Below are 21,607 nucleotides of genomic sequence, written 5' to 3'. Positions count from 1 at the left end.
ATACTCCTACTTAACTGTAACAGTTAACTTAGCTACAGGGTTTAACCATCTGTGTACTGTATTGCTAACGTCGCTATTACCAGCAGTTAAATCATCATCGCCTAAATTACCAGGGTGAATATGAACATTGATATTTGTATCGTTACTAACAATACCTGCGCCACCAGTACCTGCATCACCACCTGGTGCTGCTGGAATACCTGGTACACCTGGCGCACCAGAACCTTCTACTACTAGTTCATTATTTTGTTCAGTACCGGCATCATATGCATTTAAATAAACAGTATAAGTACCTGCTTCTGTAGGTATTTTCCAGCTATCTAAACCCGCGAAAGCATCGTTAGTAGGTAATAACATTGCTGTAACCGACAGGTAATCGTTACCATCGGTTGTTGTTAATGTGGTCATTGCTGACGTTGCAGGAGTAAGTAAACCACCTGCAGGGTTAGCAGCAATATCGCTACCAGCAGCAGTTGCTTGTGCCATAAGTGCTGCAATATCTCCGCCTTCAGCCATTGCTTGTAGTGCAGATGAAGCTTCTGTTGCAACTTCAAACAGTTTATCTTCAGTGTTATGAGCAGTTATTAGTACGGGTGTAAAGTGCATGCCTTTAGTTAGATTTGTAATTTTTAGGTCTAACTCTGCAGCCATAGTTGATTGGCTAGCTGCTGCTAAAATAGTTGCGATTGTAAATGTAGAAGCTTTCATTATTATTTCCTGTAAGTGATGATTCGAGTTAAGTATTGAATAATCGTTTCCAGAAACTCTCACAAACTTATCACTTTTTTATCACAAGATTTCACGTTGTGATTTTTTTGTAAATACAGTGGTTGATTTGTAGACATTTAGCCAATTAAGAGGCAACATATACAAAACAAAATGGAGAGTGTTATGGAAGAAAATCAAGAAGTTAAACCGGTTAATAAAGATGACCGTACATGGGCAATGCTATGCCATTTAAGTGCGCTTGCAGGGTTTGTTGTGCCATTTGGCTCAATAATAGGACCATTAATAGTGTGGCTAATTAAAAAAGATGAAATGCCAATTGTTGATGAGCATGGTAAAAAAGCACTTAACTTTCAGATAACGATGGCAATCGCGTATTTAGTTTGTTTTTTACTAATTTTTGCAGTGATAGGTTTAATTTTACTGCCTATAGTGGCTATTTTCTCGTTAGTAATGGTTGTAATAGCAAGTATTAAAGCAAATGAAGGTAAGGAGTTTAATTACCCTCTGAGCTTAAATTTAATAAAATAATAACTTAACTTATTATTTTAAAAACCCAGCTAAAGGCTGGGTTTTTACGTTAAAGCACGGCTATGTTGCTGTGGCTTACTTTATAAACGTTAGCAAGAGGGAGCTTTATTAAAGGTAGTAAATTAAAGAGAGTAAATCACTGTTGTTAATTTGGTGTATAGTAAAGGTTAAATTTATTATTTGGTGCTGTCGCGTGAAAGGATTTCAAATAAGGCATTTTGCATTTATGCTATTACTGCTTTTATGTACAAAAGTTGAGGCTAATAATTCATATTTAGTTGAGTGTCGCAATAGCATGAAAATGCAAACGGCAGAGCTTAGTTTAGTCAATTGCGAGCAGAACTTATCTTCTTTAGATCAACAAAAATTTCCGTTAGTTGCTGCTAAATTAATGTTGTATCTACATGATATTAATAATGAGCTGGGGAAAGGCTCAGCTGCAGAGAATTATTTATCTCAAATAAAAATAAGTAAAATATTTACTCAAAGTACCGAAATACAATATTTGTGGTTCAGAAAAATAGCTACTGATAACTTTTATGATAATGCTTACGAAGAGGCAAAAAATTATTATCAAAGCGCCTTTGAAATTGCAAAAAAAGAAAACAAAATACAATGGCTTGCTAAAAGTTATAACGACTTGGCGAGCATTGCAAAAAAACAAGGTGATTACCCTCAAGCGTTAGCTTATTTTCAAAAAAGCTTAGCCTTAAAAGAGGAGTTAGGAAATGACTTTTATACGGCAAACACACTCAGTAATTTAGGGCTAATTTATAAAACGCTAGAGAAATATGATGAGTCACAGCATTACTTTGAATTAGCATTAGAAAAACTGGTTAACTACACCGCTACTCATGATGATTTAAAAGCACTAGAATATTTAGCTCATATTTATCAATCATTAGCGCATATTTACACTATAAATGGTGAATACCAAAAACAGCGATTTTATAGTGAAAAAATAATCGATTATTACCAACAAACAAAAAATTTAAAACAGTCTTTGTATGCACTTATAGTGTTAACACGCTTACATATAAGTGCTAATGAATATAAACCAGCGCAGCAATTCCTCGTTAAATTAAATCAATACTTAGATACTTCTGAAAACCAGTTTCGCGGTGAAATATTTTTACTGAACTCGCAAGTGGCACAAAATGAAAAAAGAAGTGAAGAGGCTATTAACTATATTAAACAAGCGATTGAGGCTGTTGACAGTACTAACGAAGACACATTAAAAATGGAAGTGTACTTGTATGCAAGCGAATTGTATTTAAATACGGGCTACCCGTATGACTCAATTGTTTTTCTTAAAAAGTACCAAGATTTATATGAACAATTATTGCAGCAAAAATACAGCGAAAATATTCAAATAAAGCAAAGTGAAATTGAAAATGAAAGAATTAGTGGTCGGTTACTCGATCAAGAAATTATTAACCAAAAAAAGCAGCAAAGAATAAACAAGCTACTTAATATTACTCTATCAATATTTGTTTTATTTTTAATTATCGGCTTTTGTTTTGCAGTTTATATTTTTAGAAAACGAAAAACTCACCAACACCTTATTACTGTAATTGAGTCACATAAACAGCAGCTTTTTTTATTAAATAATATTGAAAAAGAGGAGGTGCAGGGGGCTACACACGCAGTGGATAATACGCTGTCTGAGTTGCTTGTAATTGCTATGCAAGATTGTTTGGCGGTATGGGAAAAGTACACACAAACTAATAAGGTAGAGTTGGCAGAGCGAAGCCAAATATGGAGTATCTCGATTGACTCTGGCAGGCTTAGAACACGATCACTTGATAAGTATCTTAACTTAAAAAAGATCCCCGAAAATCCTCGATGGCGAAATGTAGTTAAAACCTGTCACTTCATTTTATCTGAGTGCGAGCTCGATAAAAAAGACAGGGAGTTGTTAACTCAAGGGCTTAACAACATTATGACGATAGTAAAAAAAGAATCTATGCAGTAATTAATGTGAATGATTTAACTCATTAGTTTTAATTTTTTTTGGTGCTGTTTTAATCGAGCGACGCTTTTCTTCATATGTTGGCTTTATACTTTTGGCCACATAAACACACTCAAAAGAAAGCCCATGAGATAATTCATAAGTTATTGGCTTAGTACCTTTTGAATAAATAGCATCAATTAGGGTTTGCGGCCCGGTAAAGCGCGGAACTAAATTAGGCAATTTGGCTTTATAGTTAACACTCGCATGAGCATTACACATTGATACCGCAGCAAACCCAGCAATATTAAGTTTATTAATAGGAGTATTACCATTTTCAGATGAACTTTGGTTTCTGCTATTAAATGGATCGATCAAGTCGTGTATCGGTGGTACTTCAATTATATTTACAGTGGAGGTGGCTAATGCCTTTGTTGATGCAATTTGATTAGCATGTTGACCAGAAAAATGATTGTCATCGAGTGATACATTTTGGCTCATCATCCATTTTTCGACTTCAAAATATTTAGATCGCAAATGGAACTCTTCAATAATTTCTTCTTTATTCATTTCAAAAGAAGTAACGACTGTTATGTTTTTTTGATTTGTAGTTAGCTTATCAAAAGCAAGTAAATGCGCATTTACATTAGTAGAAACCGCGACGAGTGCACTAACAGATAATGCATTTAATATTATTTTTTTCATTATTGTATCCTTTAGTTATAACTCTAATAACAGTAGTCAAACTGCCTTATTTAATCTAATTCTAATGGGGGTAAATTTAGGGTCTATTTGAAAGAGCCCCTATTTTAACCCCTTAATTTAAAATACATTTTTATTTTTACTGCTAAGTTTCAATGAGCCAGAGGTATGGCTAATCATAAATTGAAACTTAAAGGATATTAAAATGAAAATATTAAAAAAACTCATACTTGGTACCTGTCTTATGAGCGCAACTTTGCATGTAAATGCGGGTACGGCAACGGTCACAGGTAATGTAACGGCTGATAACGACTTTATTGTTGTGCACTCCCAAGGCAGTGTTAACAACGTTGTGCATCGTGGCGCACATGGAAGCCAATGGAAAAAAATTGAAGAGTTTAAGTTCGCTGTTAATAATTCAGCGAGTGCTATGGAAAGCTGCTCAGTTAGCGTAATTGCTTGGGGTGACGGAAGTAGTGCTCAAGGATTTGCAGGGATTTTTAAAGGTGACCATACCGTTTATACTGGTTCAGGAGTATTTAGAGCGCATCAATCCGATATTGCATCGACGGGATGGGCGCAAAGTGGTGGTCCAAATGCTGCACAAATAACCACGCTTATAAATGCACAAACAAGCCTGCCTTATACTATGAATAACGGTACTGTTGCTAGCGGCACTCCACCGTGGATGGCGTTAAACTTTCCTTTAGCGAATGTGGTTAATACAAAGTTATTTCGTTGGATTTGGTCAACAAGTAATAAAAGTAAGCGCACCTACTCAGTATTTACGGCTCCATGTGGAAAGTTAGTTAAACCGGAGAGTGTTGCAGTAAGTATGCCTGGAGAGCATTTTCAGTGTTACAACGTTGAGAAAGCAGACCGACTTCCAGAAGAAACAATTATGATTGCAGATCAGTTTGGTAGAACAAAGGCAGTTTTAGGGAAGCCTGTTTTGTTATGTAATCCGTCAACTAAAATACATAATAAACAAGAGTTTAAAATGCTAAACTCAAAACGACACTTAGTTTGCTACAACTACGTTAAGCAAAATAAAGTTAAGAGCCAAAATCTATTAATTAATAACCAATTTGCTCCAGACAATATTGTAAGCGGTCAGCGCGAATTGTTTTGTGTACCTTCAAGTAAAAAGCATGTTAGACCTACACGCCCACGCCCAGTTGAAGAAGTGGCTGTTTTGAAGCCCGCAAAGCTTAATAGAATAAATAACTAATAATTTAGGTCGTTAAAAATAGACTATATGATTTATTTATTTTTGATAAAGTAGGCATCATATTATTTTAAACCCAGCAATTAGCTGGGTTTTTACGTTTAGCTATAAGGGCGTTATGCTTTATTTCACGCTATTTGTTAGTGCATTTATATCTGCCACATTACTGCCTAGCTCATCTGAAGTGATTATGGTGGGAATGATTTCTCAAAATACAGTAAACCTTTGGCTTTTATGGTGTGTTGCAACACTTGGTAATGTTTTAGGCAGTTGCGTTAACTATTGGTTGGGTACACAAATATTACGCTTTAAAGATAAAAAGTGGTTTCCGGTATCACAAAGTGGGCTTGAGAGCGCGCAAAAGCAATTTAATAAATACGGTGTGTTTAGTTTGTTGTTTGCTTGGTTACCTATTGTAGGCGATCCGCTAACAGTGATTGGGGGGATATTTAAGGTACGATTTAGCTTATTTTTATTGTTGGTAACACTAGGCAAAGGCGCGCGCTATTTAGCGGTTATCGCCCTTGCCATAGGATTTGAAAAGCTTTTTTGAATGAACTTTGTCGGTTATTTAGCCCAATCAAGCGTTAACGACACCGAGTCAGCAAAACGCAGTGCGTGGGGTTTATCTACACGCGCTTTGGCATAATGTACACTTGGGTGTATGTGGCAAACAGCAAGAATTTCAGCAACCAGTTTTTCAAGTAGTAAAAAATGACCTTGCTCTACTAAGTTAATCACTTCTTTGGTGATTACTTTATAGTTTAATGCTTGGTCTACTTCATCTGTTTTACAGGCATCATCAGCAGGGTAATGAATCTCTAAGTTAATCACTACGTCTTGCTTTTTTTCGCGCTCATCTGGATTAAAACCAATAAAAGTGCGTAGGCGTAAGTTGGTTACATTAATAATTGCATTAGCCATAGATTAACCTCTTACTAGCTGCAAAAATTCGTTACGCGTTTTTGAATCAGCTCTAAAGTTACCTAGCATTGCAGAAGTTCGCATACTTGAATTTTGCTTTTCTACACCGCGCATCATCATACACATGTGCTTGGCTTCAACAATAACACCTACACCTTTTGCACCGGTTATTTCTTCAACCGCTTTGGCAATTTGATGGGTTAGTTGCTCTTGAATTTGAAAACGACGTGCGTACATATCTACTATGCGTGCAAATTTAGATAAACCGAGTACTTTGCCATTTGGAATATAAGCAATGTGACAACGACCAATAAATGGCAACAAATGATGCTCGCACATAGAGTAAAGCTCTATGTCTTGTATGAGTACCATATCGTCGGCGTCAGAGGTGAATATTGCGTTATTGGTTATCTCTTCAAGTGTTTGACGATACCCTTGCGTTAAATATTCCATTGCTTTTGCTGCGCGTTTTGGCGTATCAAGTAAGCCTTCACGATTAGCGTCTTCGCCTACAGCGGTGATTATTTTTTGGTAACTATCTTTTAATTCATTATGCATAAATGTCTCAGTTTATTAGCTTATTTACTTTAAATGACGACCGCCATCCACAGGCAAAGAACGACCTGTGATGTACTGGCTTTGTAATAGTAAATCAATGCTATTGATAATTTCTTGGCATCCGGGTTCAATGCCCATTAATGATTTTTTTAGGGTTTTAGTACGGTACTGATCGTCATCATGCTCATTAAAAATAATGAGCGATGGAGCAACCGAGTTTACTTTTATATTTGGCGCATATTTAGCGCTAAACGATTTTGTTAGATTTTCAAGTGCAGCTTTACTTGCTGCATAAGCTACATGTTTTGGGCTGCCAGTTTCTACTACGTAATCTGTAAGATGAATGATATCAGCAGGTTTTTTTAAACTAGCTTGATAGTTTAATAGTAAATCGGCACACATTAAATTAATTAAATAAGGTGTTTTAGCATGAATACGCATCATGTTATCAAATAATTGAACGTAGTTAGGATTGTTACCTTCACAGTCCCAGCTTGATGCATTATGTACAATTGCTCGCAATGACGTTGTATGCGTATTAAGCGTGTTTATGAAGTTACTTATACCTTCATCGGTACTAAAATCAGCATACACACACACAGCGCCTTGTTGCTCTAATAAATCAACAGCCTTATGGCGAGTACGATACGTAATAATTATTGCCTGCCCTAGGGCGATATAATGCTGAGCCAGTGCCAAGCCAATACGTTGGCCGGCGCCGGTTATTAAAATGGGCGATGTCATATAATGCAGTGTTCTCTTTGGCGGGTGGTTAATAAAATTTCAAAGCGTTATTTAGTTAGCATATACGCAGAGTTTAAATCAGTCGATCAAAAAAGTAATTAATGCTTATTAGGCATTAATTACTTTATATAGCTTACATGTCATCATAAATAGTTGGAATTGCTTGGCGCTTATGTTGTGTACGTAGGTAAATACCTACAAGCTTTTCTTCAACATCTTTAGACACAGGTTTCCCTTCTAAAAAGTCATCAATTTGTTCATAACTTAAACCTAGCGCTTCTTCATCGGTAAGCCCTGGGCGATCGCTTTCTAAATCGGCTGTCGGTGCTTTTTCTACTAATAAAGCGGGCGCACCTAATGCTGTTGCTAAAGAACGTACTTGGCGTTTTGATAAACCAAAAAGAGGAGCTAAATCGCAAGCGCCGTCACCAAATTTAGTATAAAAACCAGTAATGTTTTCAGCACTATGATCGGTACCCACAACTAAGCCTTGGCAAAAACCGGCTATTTCGTATTGTGCAACCATGCGTTGACGTGCTTTTACATTGCCTTTAATAAAGTCTATTTTTGCTTGCTCTGGTAATGTTTCACCATTACCAACAACAGCAGCTATTGCTTGTTCGTGAAGCGCATCGGCAGCAGGCTGAACATTAACGGTCATACGCTTGCTTGGCTGAATAAAATCAACAGCCATTTGTGCTTCATCTTCATCGGCTTGCACGCCATAAGGTAGACGCACAGCAATAAACTGGTATTTATCTGTACTGTGTTCTTTATTAAGCTCGTTTACGGCAAGTTGGCATAAACGTCCACAGGTAGATGAATCAACACCGCCACTAATGCCAAGCACTAAAGACGTTGAATAGGCAGCTACTAAACGTGTTTTTATAAAGTTAACTCGACGAGTTATTTCAGCGTTTACATCAATCATTGGCTGAACTTTCATTTCAGCTATAATTTCGGCGCGCATGGGTAGCTCCTTATTGTTTAAATTAATTTATATACGCAATAGACTTATTATGTGATTTAGTACGGTGTAATTAAAGCCCTAAATGGTCTTTTATCTGGCGAAGCTCTGCTTTTAACTCTTCAATTTCGGTGAGTAGTTCATCTAGCTCGTTATTTTGGACTGTATCTAACGTTGCGGTTGCCGCATTATTTATTAAATTAGACTCTTGATCACCAAACAGATGAATATAACGGCTATCGCGTTTACCCGGCTCTCGATCTAGTTTATTAACGTAGTCACTTTTAACAAGTTCGTTTAACGCATTTTCTACTTCGTTTACGTTACTAAATTGAGCAAGTCTATTACTGCGGGTTTTTAATTCACCTGGGGTTTGCGCGCCGCGTAATAACATTAAACAAACAATCGCACGTTGCTGATCAGTAAACTGTAAATTACTAAATTGCGTATTACAAAAGCGATGGTCGTATTTATTTACACGACCAGACAGCCCTTCGTCTATTGTCACCAAACGCATTTCAATTAATTCATCTAGTGTATTTTGTACGTCATTTTCAGTAAGATTTAAAACTGGGTCACGATTAGATTTTTGATTACACGCATTGACCAATCCATTTAAAGATAAAGGATAGTGCTCCGGCGTTGTACTTTGTTTTTCTAGTAAACACCCAATAATACGTTGTTGATTTGCTGATAACTGCATAAATAATCTCAAATTAGTAAGCGTATTTTATTAGCTTACACCTTTATTGAGTGCCAAGCCATTGTTGAAGCTTTGGTTGTAATGCAGCTAAATCGAGAGGCTTACTTAAATAGTCGTTCATGCCTGCGGCTAAGCATTTTTCTTTATCGCCCTGCATGGCATTGGCTGTTAATGCAATAATAGTAATATTTTCATTACCTTTACCCGCATCGCCTTCTCTAATAGCTTTAGTTGCTTGGTAGCCATCCATTTCAGGCATTTGGCAATCCATTAAAACTAGCTTATATGGTTTCCCTTGTTTTGCATTGAGTTTTACAATTGCCTCAAGCCCATTTTCAGCAATATCAAAAACCACTCCTGCTTGTTTTAATAAAGCAGAGGCAACAACTTGGTTAATTTTATTATCTTCAACTAGTAAAAGTGTGGGCTCGGTTGAATCAACAGTTGTTGCTTTAGTTAGTTTATTTTGTAGTTGCGCTTGATTTTGTTGCTGCTCTATATATTTATCATTTGTGAGTGAGTCAAATAAATCAGAGGGAGTGAGTGGTTTGAAAATCATACAGTTGACCTCCATACCAAGCTTTGACTCTTCTCGTGAGTAGCTCATAGGAGCCATTATCACTAACTTACAGCTGTACATAACTATAAAGTTTTTGAGGGTAGCAATATGTGACGGAGTGGCTTTTTCAAAAAAGTAGTAATCTACTAAAATAGCATCTGGCTGAATGGTTATATTTTTTAGATAATCAGCTACATCACAGTAGCTATGTATGCAGTTAACAGTTGCACCCCATACAGTGAGCTGCTTATTTGCAGTGCCTGCATTTAAAGCACATTCATCAATAATAAGAATACGTTTATTTTTAATTAAATGACTCGGTAAATCTTGCTCTTTACTCAAGCGTGGTTGTATTTTTATGGTGAAAGAAAACGTACTGCCTTCGCCTACCATACTATTCACACTTACTTCGCCATTCATAAGCTCACATAGTTGTTTAACTATAGCTAGGCCTAATCCTGTTCCACCAAATTGGCGCGTAGTTGAGGTATCTGCTTGCGTAAAAGATTCAAATAATGAATTTTGTTGTTTAGGATCAATACCAATACCAGTGTCGATCACTGAGCATTGTAAAAAGGAACCATCGGTTGTTTCATCTATTTTTGCCGTTATTATTACTTCACCATTTAAAGTAAATTTAACCGCATTACCAATTAAGTTATTTAAAATTTGGCGTAACCTATTAGGGTCACTAATTATCTCACTTACTGTAATTTTAGTTGCGTCTAAAATAAGTTTTGTGTTGTTTTGTTCTACTTTTAAAGCAAATGATTCAACTACTTCACCTAATAACCTTGGGAGATTAAACTGTACATTTTCAATATCGAGCTTACCCGCTTCAATTTTCGAAAAGTCTAAAATATCATTAATTATATTAAGCAGAGATTGAGCTGATGATTGTGCAAGTTCAATGTGATGTTCTTGCTGCTGATCTAATTGAGTTTGTTTTAGTATGTTTAACATCCCCAAAACGCCATTCATTGGGGTGCGAATTTCGTGGCTCATACTCGCTAAAAACTCACTTTTTGCAGCAACTGCTTTTTCTGCGTCTTCTTTAGCGGTAACTAATTGCTGTTCTGTTTCTATTCGTTGTTGGCTTGAGTGTAAGCTACCAATTAATGCAGCGACGGCAATTAAAAAACTCTCTTCATTTTTAGACCAATAGCGTTTTGATTCACACTGCTCTGCACATACCATTCCTATTACGCCACTGCCAGCAGGAATAATTACGCATAGCATAGACTTAATGTTTAATGGGGTTAAATAACGTTTTTTGAGAGGTTCTAAAATAGGATTATTTAAAGTATCAGGAGCATTAAAAACAGCCTGATGATCTATAGCATTAAAAAAGTTAGGCGTATTTTGTCTAAGCCAAATTGGCTCCACTTCATTTTCGGGTGAAAGTTTACTATGTACAGCAAAAGGGTTTAGCTGACTTTTATCTTTATTAAAAAGTAAAATACTGGCACGTTCAATATTAAATGCTTGGCAAACAGCTTGCGTAATAATGTCTTTTGATTGGCTTAATTGACCGTTTAAAATTAACTTATTTACAGTAAGTGAAGCTAAAATTTCGTTATGTAGCGCTGTTTTACTATTTTCTAATTCAATTTTTTTACGATTATCAATATTTTGTAACGAACCAAAAATTCTTACACAGCGTCCATTTTTTAACTCTGCTTCTCCATGTACAAGTACCCAAACAGATTCACCTTCAGCATCTATTACTTCTAATTCAACTTCATAGCTCTCACCATATTTAATAGCACGCTCAATTAAGGGTTTAATGGTTTCTCTGCTAGTGCCTTTTTTAAAGTAGTTTAGATCTTTAGGCCATTCGGGTTGTGTATTAAGGGGGTATTTAAATATTTTTTTAGTCATATCTGACCAATACACTTGCTGAGCTTCTAAATTAAAAGCCCATGCGCCAATTTGGGCTAGATCGCTCATGGTTTCGAGCATTTTTTCGTTTTGTTGTTGGCGCTCAAGCATTTTTAAAAAGAATAAAAATGCCCAAATTAATAGCCCACAAATAATTATTATTGCTAAGCGTAGTGGCCATATAGCTGAGTTAGGAGGGCTCCAGCCGACCTTCGGAACGACATAGAGTTGCCAGTTGCCACCTTGAAAATTTAAAGTAAATTCAATCGGGTTTATGTTTGTAATACTTTGATCTCCGTAAAAAAACTCACCTTTTTTACCTAATCCATTACGCCCTTGTATAGCTATGGTGTATTCTTTTTCGAGCTCATAAACCCCTGAGTTGACATATACTTTTTCAAGATCTAAAACAACGGATAATAAGCCCCAAAAGGTATTATCCGTTTGCAAATAAACAGGAACGCGTGCCACTAGCGCTAAATCACCTTGCTCTAAAGTGAGAGGACCAGCCATAACTATTGTATTTGTATCGCGAGCTCTAATTGCATTTTCGCGCTGTTTTTCATTTTTTAAAAAGTTAAGACCAATTGCTTTTTCGTTTTCTTTTAGCGGATAGCTCATTTGAATAATCATGTTTGGAGCACCGGCAATACTACGTAACTCGTTTGATGTTTTAAAAAGAGGGGCGGCAATTTTTCCAAAGCGTTCTTGTGTTAAATCGGGTTCAGCAGCAACGGCAACGCCTAAACCTCGTACTAGTTGAATATTAGAAACTAAAGTAGATTCGAGCTGCGCTCTGTAGGTACTTACTTCGGAAAGAATTTGCAGACGATGGGTATCTTTAACACGATTATAGTTAATACGATCAAGAACTACCCCAACTAGTACTGTTAGCGTAAGCGATAACCAAAAGGTCAGCTTAAAGTTATGAACATTCGTTTTTTTATTGTTACTAGACGGTGGCATTAGCTACATCGTGGCGTTAATTTAGGCAAATTAACTATAGCTAATTTATTGCACAAATGAAAACGGCGCATTAACAAATGCGCCGTTTATTTTTTATAATTAGTAGTTTAGCGAGTTACGAATCGCTAACTTCACGCGCCCAATGATTTTGCTTTGCTACGTGTAGCTTGCGGTAACCATCAAGTAGTGCCGCATGCTTTTTAAAGCCTTCAAGCGATAAACCAGGAAAAGTTAAACCGTTAAACTGCTTTTTACCTTCGGCAATTTCTATAGCCAGCGCTACATTATTAGCACCAAACATTAAGCCTAATGCATCTTGGTAATCAGCGTATTCGCGCTCGTCATCGTATTTAATTTCAAGAATCGCTTTTAAACAGCGGAAGTGGCGCATTGCATCTTCGTTTACTTGACCTGTATGAAGTATCCAATCAACCCAATCAATGGCTTCTTCGCTGCCTGCGGCTAAACATAGGTGCGCTTTAAGCTCACCTATACGCAGTGTGTGCCATGGTGTGTCGGCATCAGTTGCTAAACCAATAAATTCTGCGGCGCGGATAATATCGCTATGACCTGCTTCTTCTAGGCTGTCGTAAATATCCATCCATTGCTCGGTGCTAAACTGATCAAGCGATAAAAATGCTTCGCGGAATTTAGCGCCTTCGTTATTGTTACGCCAAATAAGCTCATCAACAGGATAAATGTCTGACATGCCCGGTACTAAAATACGACATGCGTATACGTTTAGGTGCGTGTAATCCATGATGTATATATCGTGATCCATGCTGTGAATTAGGTCAGTACAGAAGTTATATTCTTGCTCTGTTGTGCCGCTAAAGTCCCAGTGTACAAATTCAAAGTCAGGTTTTGCACGGAAGAAATCATGCGAAATCAAACCGCTTGAATCAATAAAGTGCAGTTCAATGTTTTCTGGTGTTGCTACTTCATCGTTATCAAATGTTGCAGGTTGGAATACATCTAGTTGATCTAAACGACGACCTTGTAGTAACTCTGTAACGGTACGTTCAAGCGCAACTTCAAATGATGGGTGAGCACCAAAAGAGGCAAATACAGAGCCATCAGTTGGGTTAATAAGCGTTACGCTCATTACTGGGTAAATTCCCCCAAGCGATGCATCGGCAATACGTAAATGAAAGCCATGGCTGCGAAGCTCTTCACACGCTTCGTGAATTTTAGGATATTGTTTAACAACATCTTCAGGCACGATTGGTAAACAAATACCTTCGGCGATGATGCGGTTTTTAATCGCGCGCTCAAATACTTCTGATAAACCTTGTACGCGAGCTTCAAATTTTGTGTTACCTGCGCTCATACCGTTCGATACAAAAATATTACCAATAACGTTTACCGGAATGTATACGTCTTGGTTATCGCGTTGGCGCGTGTATGGCAGGGTACAAATGCCACGATCAATATTGCCTGAGTTAAAATCAAAAAGGTGTGATGCGGTAAGTTCGCGCTCTGGGTCAAAGTAATCCCATAAGCTTTCATCCATAATACCTTGTGGTACTTCATCGCCTTCAACTTTAAACCATTTTTCGGTTGGGTAATGAGTAAACTCGCCATTGGCAAATTCTTCACCTAGATAAAAGTCTGCAAAAAAGTAGTTACAGCTTAAACGCTCAAAGTATTCACCGAGTGCTGAGGCAATAGATGCTTTGTCGGTAGCGCCTTTACCATTGGTAAACATAACACCGCAGTCACTGTCTTTTATATGAACCGAATAACAGTTAGCTACAGGGTTAAGCCAAAGCGCTTCTTCAACATTAATGTGTAGGGCTTCAAGCTTGTTTTGCATGGTAGAGATTGACGATTCTAGGTCGCGGTCTTTACCTTTGATAAATGTTTTTTCAGTCATATTGATCTCAACTAGTTCTGCACGATGTGTGGAGCTGACATTATCGTGGATTTTGATGTTTATTTCACCCTTTGCGAGCAAGAACATTATTATTTAATAAAACTGTGGTTATTATATGTCCTTAACGCTTGGTCAAAACGTGCAAAGGAAAGGTTGATGTTTAAAGTAATCAAACGCTTGTTATTATTAATTGTGATTTTAGGGCTGGCAAGTACCGCCGTTGTTTATGGTGTACTTAGTTTAAGTTTACCTGCCCTTGATGGAAACGGACGTAGTAACGCGGTAGTAGAGCCCGTAAAAATTTCGCGCGATGCACTAGGGCAAGCAGTGATAAATGCAAATAGCCGAAACGACGTTGCCTATGGTTTAGGTTATACGCATGGGCAAGACCGATTTTTTCAAATGGATTTACTAAGACGTAATGCCGCAGGCGAGCTAAGTGAGTTATTTGGCGAAGCCGCGTTGGGGCTCGATAAAAAGATGCGTTTTCATCAATTACGTAAACGCAGCCAAATTATTTTACAAACGCTGCCTGAGACCGATAAGCAATTACTTAAAAGTTACGCTCAAGGTGTAAACGAAGGTTTAGCGCAAGTAGGGTATTCAAGCTTTGAATATTTACTAACAGGTGCACCACAAAAGCCATGGCAAAGTGAAGACAGCCTACTTGTGATATTTAGCATGTACCTTGATTTGCAAAGCGCCACATTTGAACGCGACCAAGCACTCATTCAAATTGAGCAAGCGTACACAAAGCAAATGGTTGATTTTTTAACGCAACCAAGTAAGTACCAAGCCGCGCTTGATGGCAGTAAATTAGCGCCTTATAGCGGCGGCATACCTACTTTGCCAACTCAAACACAGCATACAGTTAAAAGTATTGAAGCCAACCAAGAGCGCGGCAGTAATAACTGGGCTGTTACAGGAGCGTTGACTAAAACAGGCGCTGGTATGGTGTCGGATGATATGCATTTATCGATGGCAGTGCCTGCAATTTGGTACAGAGCCCAGCTAAATTATATACAAAATGGAAAACCTGCTCAGGTAACTGGTGTATCGCTGCCCGGAGCGCCGGCAATTGTTGTTGGCACTAACAATAATATTGCATGGGGGTTTACTAACGGCTATTTAGATACAGCCGACTGGATTGCATTAAACGATGATAGTAAAACATGGCAAGTAGATGAACCTATTGCATTACCCGATGGGGGAGTCGAAAACTACTCATTAATACTCAGCGAATATGGCCCTGTAAAATACATTAACGAAAAACCTTATGCATTGAGCTGGGCTGCACATCAGCCTTACGCCGTTAATATGCAACTCTTAAAATTAGAGCAAGCCAAAACAGTAGATGATGCACTTGCCGTAGCAAGCGATGTAGGAATACCTGTGCAAAATCTTATGGTGGTAGATAGCCAAGGGAGCGCAGCGTGGAAGCATATGGGCGGCATACCGGCTCGTAAAACGCCTAGCGAGCTCGGTGTAAATGCTGATGACTACTCAGCGCTTTGGCAGCAAACCGAATTACAACGTCCCTTTATTAAAAACCCACAAAGCGGGCGATTATGGACTGGTAACTCTCGCGTGGTATCGGCTGAGGATAACGCTCGTTTTGGCAATGGTGGCTATGCACTCGGTGCACGTTCGAGCCAAATTCGCGATAGATTATTTGAAAAACAAACATTTGCAGAGAGCGATTTTTACGCACTACAGCTCGATAATCAAGCTCGCTTTTTAATGACTTGGCATGCGTTGCTATTAAAGCAATTAAAAGCCGATAAAACTAAAAATCAGCAATATATAACAGCGCTCGAAAATTGGCAGCAATGTGCGTGTTCAACCTCCATAGGGTATACCTTAGTTAAGCGCTACCGCGATGAAGTGATTAATATTTTATTTAGTAATATTGAAAGCCAACTAAATAAACAACAAGGCACACTTAAATACGTAAAACGAGATTTAGAGCCCGCAGTTTGGCAGCTTATTAACAACAAACCCGACACCTGGATAAACTCACAATTTAAAAGCTGGGATGCACAATTACACGGTGCATTTAACCAAACTATTACTAAGCTTACTGAGCAGTTTGGCAATAACGTGCAAAGCTGGCAGTGGGGCAAGGTCAATGAGTTAGTGATAGAGCATCCGTTTGCAAAGCAAATGCCGTTACTTGCTAAGTTATTAAATATGCCCACAGCAGCGGGTTTTGGTGATAGCTACATGCCCGCCGTACAAGGGCGTAGTTTTGGCGCATCGCAGCGCTTTATTGCACAACCTGGGCATTTAGAACATGCAATTTTAGCTATTCCGGGTGGGCAATCGGGACACCCTCTTTCTGAATTTTATAGAGCGGGGTTTAGTGATTACGTAGAGGGTAAACATACACCTTTATTGCCGCAAACACTTATACATCAAATAGTCATAAGCCCTGTTAAATAACGTTTAAGTGATCAGTGAGTGAGCTTAAATAGTGATAAAAACGTTCTATATTTATTAATTCATACAACAGAGAACAAAAATGAAAAAAATACTACCCGCATTAATAACAGGTTTATTACTAAGTACAGCAGCGCAAGCCGACGAGGGTCCAGTAACAGCACAAAAGCTAAGTGAGCATGTATACGTACTATTTGGGCAAGGCGGTAATATTGCAGCAAGTGTAGGCGATGATGGCATTTATATTATTGATGATCAGTTTGCCAAGTTATCAGACGACATTAAAAAAACGATTAGCGATTTAAAGCCAGGCAGTGCAGAGTTTGTTATTAATACGCATCATCATGGCGATCATACCGGTGGCAACGAAAACTTTGCTAAAGCGGGCGCGCACGTTATAGCACACGACAATGTACATAAACGTTTAGAAGAGCAGCATGGAGAAGGGTCAGACTTTTTACCGCGCATTAGTTTTGGTCACGATTTAAAACTGCATTTTAATAATGAACATGCCCATGTAGTGCATTACGAACATGCACATACCGATGGCGACTCGGTTGTTTTTTTTAGTAACGACAACATAGTGCACATGGGCGATATTTACTTTAATTTTGGCAGCTTACCGTTTGTTGATGTAGATAGTGGCGGTAGCGTTGATGGTATTTTAGCGGCAGTAGACGATGTCGTTAATCAAATTGACGACAACACTAAAGTAATACCAGGACACGGTAAGGTAAGTGACCGTTCAGGACTGATAGCGTATGGTAAGCTAGTTCAAAATGCGAAAGATGTGATGCTAAAAGCAATGCAAAATAATGCAAGCTTAGAGCAAGTACTTAAAGCCGATCCATTGGCAGAACTTGGTCTTGAATACGCAGGCTGGTTACCAAAAGAGAAAGTAACCACACTCTTTTATCGCAGTTTAAAGTAGTACATCTAAAGTAAAAAACATGATACAAAGCTGAGTGTATTCTTGATTTAATCGAGCGTACATTCGGCTTTTATTTTCTTATGCCTAAAGGAGTTGTGTATGTCGGCAGAAAAAACCCATCTTGAAATTTGTAACTTAACCAGAGAGCAATATCCGCAAATTAAAACCTTGATGGATCAAGCGTATCCCGACTTAGGTGGTGCGTGGCCAAGTCATACCATTTTTAGATTAATAGACCAATTTCCTGAAGGGCAAATAGGTATTGTAGATGACGGTGTGCTGGTGGGCTTAGCATTAAGTGTACAAGTTGATTACACACGTTTTTCAAACCCGCATACATACGAAGATATTGCAGATGGTCACGACCGTGTATTTAGCGATACCGATGGCGATGCGCTATACGGCTTAGATGTGGCCATTAGCGAAACTCACAGAGGCATGCGCTTAGGTCGTCGCCTTTATGATGCCCGTAAAGAACTGTGCCGCCAATATAACCTACGCGCTATTTTAGCGGGTGGGCGTATTCCGCGTTATTACAATCACAGTAATGAAATGACGCCAATGGAATACATTGCAAAAGTAGATCAGAGAGAGCTATACGATCCTATTTTAAGTTTTCAGTTATCTAACGATTTTCAGGTAAAGCGTTTACTTAAAAAGTACCTACCGGAGGATCAAGAGTCAGTTGGTTATGCCACTTTACTTGAGTGGAATAACATTATGTATGAACCAACCGACACGGTACTCGAGTCAACTAAATCAATCGTGCGTGTGGGTGCTGTGCAATGGCAAATGCGTTGTGTTGAATCGGTTGAAGAAATGCTAAAACAGGTTGAATACTTTGTAGATACCGTATCTGACTACAAAAGTGACTTTATACTCTTCCCTGAATTTTTTAACGCGCCATTAATGGGCTTAGGAAATCAAAGCAACCAAACTGAAGCGATTCGTTATTTAGCGGAATATACCGAAACGTTTAAAAACGCGATGTCGCGTATGGCAATAGAATACAACGCCAATATTATTACCGGCTCTATGCCGCTCGCCGAAGACGATAAAATTTATAACGTAAGTTATTTATGCCACCGCAGCGGTAAAATAGACGAGCAACGTAAAATACATATTACCCCGCATGAGCAAAACGATTGGGTTATTCAAGGCGGCGACAAAATTGCTGTATTTGAAACCGATGCTGGGCGTGTAGGTATTCAAATTTGTTATGACGTAGAGTTTCCTGAGCTTTCACGTATATTAGCAAAACAAGGGTTAGATATTTTGTTCGTCCCATTTTGGACCGATACTAAAAATAGCTACTTACGTGTGCGCCATTGTGCACAAGCGCGTGCAATAGAAAACGAATGTTATGTGGTTATTGCAGGCTCGGTAGGTAACTTACCACAAGTAGAAAGCCTTGATGTGCAGTACTCACAATCGGCTGTGTTAACGCCATCGGACTTTTCGTTCCCGCACGATGCAACACTTAACGAAGCCACACCTAATACAGAAATGCTGTTATTTAGTGACCTTGATATGGATAAGCTTAAAATCCTTCATAGCGAAGGTACAGTGCGTAACTTAAAAGATCGACGTGAAGATTTATACGACGTAATTTTGAAAAAGAGAGATGTTTAATGGCGTGGATTTATTTGGTTATTGCCGGTTTACTTGAAATTGGCTGGCCGATAGGTTTAAAAATCTCACAAAACCCAGATACTCGCTGGCAGGGCATCGCAATAGCGGTGGCATTTTTAGTTGCTAGTGGTTTTATGTTATGGCTTGCCCAAAGGCAAATATCAATGGGCACCTCATATGCCGTGTGGACAGGCATTGGCGCTGCGGGTACGTTTTTAGTGGGTATATTGTTTTATAACGACGCAGCTACATTTGGTCGTATTGCGGGAGTATTAATGATTATTAGCGGTGTGATAACACTTAAAATAAGCTCTTAATTTATATTTTAAAACGGCACTAAGTTTTTTAGTGCCGCTTAGATTAAAAATATTGAGTCGTTTTATACTCGTCTATCGCTCTTTTTATAATATCTGCGCATTCAAGAGGATGTGTTTGAGCAATAAAATGCCCACCGAATATTGTGACAACCTTTGTATTATTAAATACGCTTTTTACCTCATCAACAGCACGTTTATTAACTAATAAGTCGTTTGTAGGTTTGATGTATACCACAGGCGTAGCATGTAAATTTTTAGGTTTACTTAATCGAGATATGTTCTGCAGTCTATTTTTTAGTTTAGCTTTATTTGCGAAGCTAATTGATTTAAATACATCTAAAACTTGGCTTTCACTTCCCAAACCTGCAAATCCCATTTTATTTAATAGCCATATATTTAATTTTGATGCCTGCAAAGCAAATGTAGGAATTAGATAGGCATACCGAGATAATAAACTAGGCGCCGAAATGAAGCTTGCCAGAAATACAATCTGCTTTACATTACTACCCAATAAATTACATAGCTCATATGCTATTGGTCCTGAGTATGACTCTGCCACGATAAATAACTCAGTGCTTTGCAAATGTTTAGCTAGATATTGTGCTTTTTTAGCATAGCTATCGCCTTCGAGTTCATCTAAACAGAACACTTGAATATCTAAAGTCTTAGGAAGTACTTTGAGTATTCCTTTAAAAAGCATTCCTGTTCCATCAAGCCCCGGTAGTAGTATTATTTTCAATTAAAACCCTTTTAATTTATAGTGGCAACATTACTAAAACAGCGGCAATGGCTATGAGTATTAAGCCTGCAGTATCTTGTTTTTTAAGTGGCTGCTTTAACCAAAGTACGGCAATTAGCATGGTAAAAAAGACTTCAACCTGTCCAAGTGTTTTAACATAAGCAACATGTTGTAAGCTCATTGCACTAAACCAGCCAATAGAGCCGATACAACTAAAAACACTAATTGCGGCTGTAGTGCCTTTGTATTGCCACAGTTTACTGAGTGTTTGCGGTTCTTTTAATAATAAATAGCTCAGTAGTATTAGTGTTTGTAAGCTAATTACAAACAGCAAAACCCAAGCGGCTGAGTGTGGAAATAATAATCCTGAGTTTAAGCTGGCTTCACGTACCCACAGTGAGGTAAGTGCAAAGCAAGTACCACATGCCAGTCCTAGTAATGCCGTTTTAGCATTAAAGTGTTTAACGCTTGTTATGCCGCTGAGTAGCAATACGGCAATAGCGCCAAAAAACACACCAAGCCAACCGAGTAAAGAAAGTGCCGAGCCAAAAAATAATACACCTAAAATAGCAGCCACTAACGCCTCGCTTTTGGCAAGACCAGCACCTACAGCATAATTATTCATTTTAAATAATTTAACCATTAAACCAGTGGCAAGTATTTGCATAACACTTGCGCCTACAATAAATCCCCAAAAGGCATTATTAAACGTAGGCATAGCTGTATCTTGATATTGATACAAACTATATAAATACACGGCAGCAATAGGACCTGCAATAATAAAGCGGGAGAGGGTTACGCCAGCAACACTCACATCGTTGCTTAATTTACTTTGCAGGGCATTACGCCATGCTTGCATGAAGGCGGCTAAAAAAGTGAAAAATATCCAGGTCATGGTCGTCATCGTTAAAATATAAGGTAGTAAAGTTAACACGCCCTAGTAAAGCGATGCATTAACTATAATGTTGAATATTCATCATCTGCGACATTATGTCGCATGGGTTTGAGGATATATTTAGCTATAGTAAGCCTGATGTTATTGTTAGCCGCCAGAGTTTGTCATAAAACGTATCTGGCGGCTTTTTTATTGCGCTTATGCTAAATTATCCGAAACATCAAAAGGATAAATTATGACAACATTAGGGGCTGTTGATCTTTGTAGTATATATATTAATCAGCCCACATTGGTAGCCACATCATAGTAAATGCTAAAGCGAGCATGGAATGATAATT

General features: G+C 38.1%; 19 protein-coding genes. 8 read left to right on the top strand and 11 right to left on the bottom strand.

Annotated features, from left to right (window positions below; all coding sequences use genetic code 11):
* Positions 1-6: 6 nt before the first annotated feature.
* A complete protein-coding gene (locus GQR56_RS14325; RefSeq protein WP_024609974.1) occupies positions 7-708 on the bottom strand; it encodes a spondin domain-containing protein in 702 nt (233 codons plus the stop codon).
* 183 nt (positions 709-891) lie between these two features.
* Between GQR56_RS14325 and GQR56_RS14320 the strand changes: the two genes are divergently transcribed.
* Entirely contained in the window at positions 892-1,257 is a 366-nt protein-coding gene (locus GQR56_RS14320) for a DUF4870 domain-containing protein (RefSeq protein ID WP_024609973.1), read from the top strand.
* Between the two features lie 193 nt (positions 1,258-1,450).
* On the top strand, positions 1,451-3,232 hold the full coding sequence (locus GQR56_RS14315) for a tetratricopeptide repeat protein (protein ID WP_346775768.1): 1,782 nt from the start codon (positions 1,451-1,453) through the stop codon (positions 3,230-3,232).
* Here the strand turns inward: GQR56_RS14315 and GQR56_RS14310 are convergent, their stop codons facing one another.
* Positions 3,233-3,913: a hypothetical protein gene (locus GQR56_RS14310; protein WP_166112656.1), complete on the bottom strand. Its 681-nt coding sequence runs from the start codon at positions 3,911-3,913 to the stop codon at positions 3,233-3,235.
* Positions 3,914-4,115: 202 nt separating this feature from the next.
* On the opposite strand from GQR56_RS14310, the gene GQR56_RS14305 reads away from it, so the two are divergent.
* Together GQR56_RS14305 and GQR56_RS14300 are read left to right on the top strand one after the other, a co-directional pair.
* On the top strand, positions 4,116-5,141 hold the full coding sequence (locus tag GQR56_RS14305) for a hypothetical protein (RefSeq protein ID WP_166112653.1): 1,026 nt from the start codon (positions 4,116-4,118) through the stop codon (positions 5,139-5,141).
* Positions 5,142-5,256: 115 nt separating this feature from the next.
* Positions 5,257-5,691 (top strand): YqaA family protein, encoded by a 435-nt coding sequence (locus tag GQR56_RS14300; protein ID WP_024609969.1) that lies wholly within the window; start codon positions 5,257-5,259, stop codon positions 5,689-5,691.
* 14 nt (positions 5,692-5,705) lie between these two features.
* On the opposite strand, the gene folX is transcribed toward GQR56_RS14300, so the two are convergent.
* The 7 genes from folX to ycaO form a co-directional block, all read right to left on the bottom strand.
* On the bottom strand, positions 5,706-6,062 hold the full coding sequence (gene folX / locus GQR56_RS14295) for a dihydroneopterin triphosphate 2'-epimerase (protein WP_166112650.1): 357 nt from the start codon (positions 6,060-6,062) through the stop codon (positions 5,706-5,708).
* Between the two features lie 3 nt (positions 6,063-6,065).
* Positions 6,066-6,620, bottom strand: a complete 555-nt coding sequence (folE, locus tag GQR56_RS14290) for a GTP cyclohydrolase I FolE (protein ID WP_024609967.1) — start codon at positions 6,618-6,620, stop codon at positions 6,066-6,068.
* Positions 6,621-6,644: 24 nt separating this feature from the next.
* Entirely contained in the window at positions 6,645-7,364 is a 720-nt protein-coding gene (gene folM, locus GQR56_RS14285; RefSeq protein ID WP_166112647.1) for a dihydromonapterin reductase, read from the bottom strand.
* A 133-nt stretch (positions 7,365-7,497) separates the two neighbouring features.
* Positions 7,498-8,334, bottom strand: a complete 837-nt coding sequence (gene nadE / locus GQR56_RS14280) for an ammonia-dependent NAD(+) synthetase (protein ID WP_166112642.1) — start codon at positions 8,332-8,334, stop codon at positions 7,498-7,500.
* 70 nt (positions 8,335-8,404) lie between these two features.
* Positions 8,405-9,034, bottom strand: a complete 630-nt coding sequence (locus tag GQR56_RS14275; protein WP_166112639.1) for a DUF480 domain-containing protein — start codon at positions 9,032-9,034, stop codon at positions 8,405-8,407.
* 43 nt (positions 9,035-9,077) lie between these two features.
* Complete coding sequence (locus GQR56_RS14270; protein ID WP_166112636.1) at positions 9,078-12,440, bottom strand: ATP-binding protein; 3,363 nt, start codon at positions 12,438-12,440, stop codon at positions 9,078-9,080.
* Between the two features lie 115 nt (positions 12,441-12,555).
* Positions 12,556-14,316: a 30S ribosomal protein S12 methylthiotransferase accessory factor YcaO gene (gene ycaO, locus GQR56_RS14265; RefSeq protein WP_166112633.1), complete on the bottom strand. Its 1,761-nt coding sequence runs from the start codon at positions 14,314-14,316 to the stop codon at positions 12,556-12,558.
* A gap of 156 nt (positions 14,317-14,472) precedes the next feature.
* On the opposite strand from ycaO, the gene GQR56_RS14260 reads away from it, so the two are divergent.
* From GQR56_RS14260 to GQR56_RS14245, 4 genes are all read left to right on the top strand, one after another.
* Entirely contained in the window at positions 14,473-16,758 is a 2,286-nt protein-coding gene (locus GQR56_RS14260; RefSeq protein ID WP_166112630.1) for a penicillin acylase family protein, read from the top strand.
* 79 nt (positions 16,759-16,837) lie between these two features.
* Positions 16,838-17,686 carry an MBL fold metallo-hydrolase gene (locus GQR56_RS14255; RefSeq protein ID WP_166112627.1) on the top strand — a complete coding sequence of 283 codons (849 nt, stop codon included), beginning with the start codon at positions 16,838-16,840 and terminating at the stop codon, positions 17,684-17,686.
* A gap of 99 nt (positions 17,687-17,785) precedes the next feature.
* Positions 17,786-19,318: a bifunctional GNAT family N-acetyltransferase/carbon-nitrogen hydrolase family protein gene (locus GQR56_RS14250; protein ID WP_166112624.1), complete on the top strand. Its 1,533-nt coding sequence runs from the start codon at positions 17,786-17,788 to the stop codon at positions 19,316-19,318.
* Positions 19,318-19,635: a multidrug efflux SMR transporter gene (locus GQR56_RS14245; protein WP_024609960.1), complete on the top strand. Its 318-nt coding sequence runs from the start codon at positions 19,318-19,320 to the stop codon at positions 19,633-19,635. Before GQR56_RS14250 ends, GQR56_RS14245 begins: the two co-directional genes overlap by 1 nt.
* A gap of 43 nt (positions 19,636-19,678) precedes the next feature.
* Here GQR56_RS14245 and GQR56_RS14240 read toward each other — a convergent pair whose 3' ends face one another.
* Complete coding sequence (locus GQR56_RS14240) at positions 19,679-20,374, bottom strand: hypothetical protein (RefSeq protein WP_240920939.1); 696 nt, start codon at positions 20,372-20,374, stop codon at positions 19,679-19,681.
* A gap of 16 nt (positions 20,375-20,390) precedes the next feature.
* On the bottom strand, positions 20,391-21,269 hold the full coding sequence (locus tag GQR56_RS14235; RefSeq protein ID WP_206018184.1) for a DMT family transporter: 879 nt from the start codon (positions 21,267-21,269) through the stop codon (positions 20,391-20,393).
* Positions 21,270-21,607: the final 338 nt, after the last annotated feature.

Source organism: Pseudoalteromonas sp. Z9A5 (assembly GCF_011378875.1).
In the GTDB taxonomy this organism is placed as follows: Bacteria; Pseudomonadota; Gammaproteobacteria; order Enterobacterales; family Alteromonadaceae; genus Pseudoalteromonas.
Note: the sequence above shows the minus strand (reverse complement) of the source record. Positions and strands in the feature narration are given on the sequence as shown.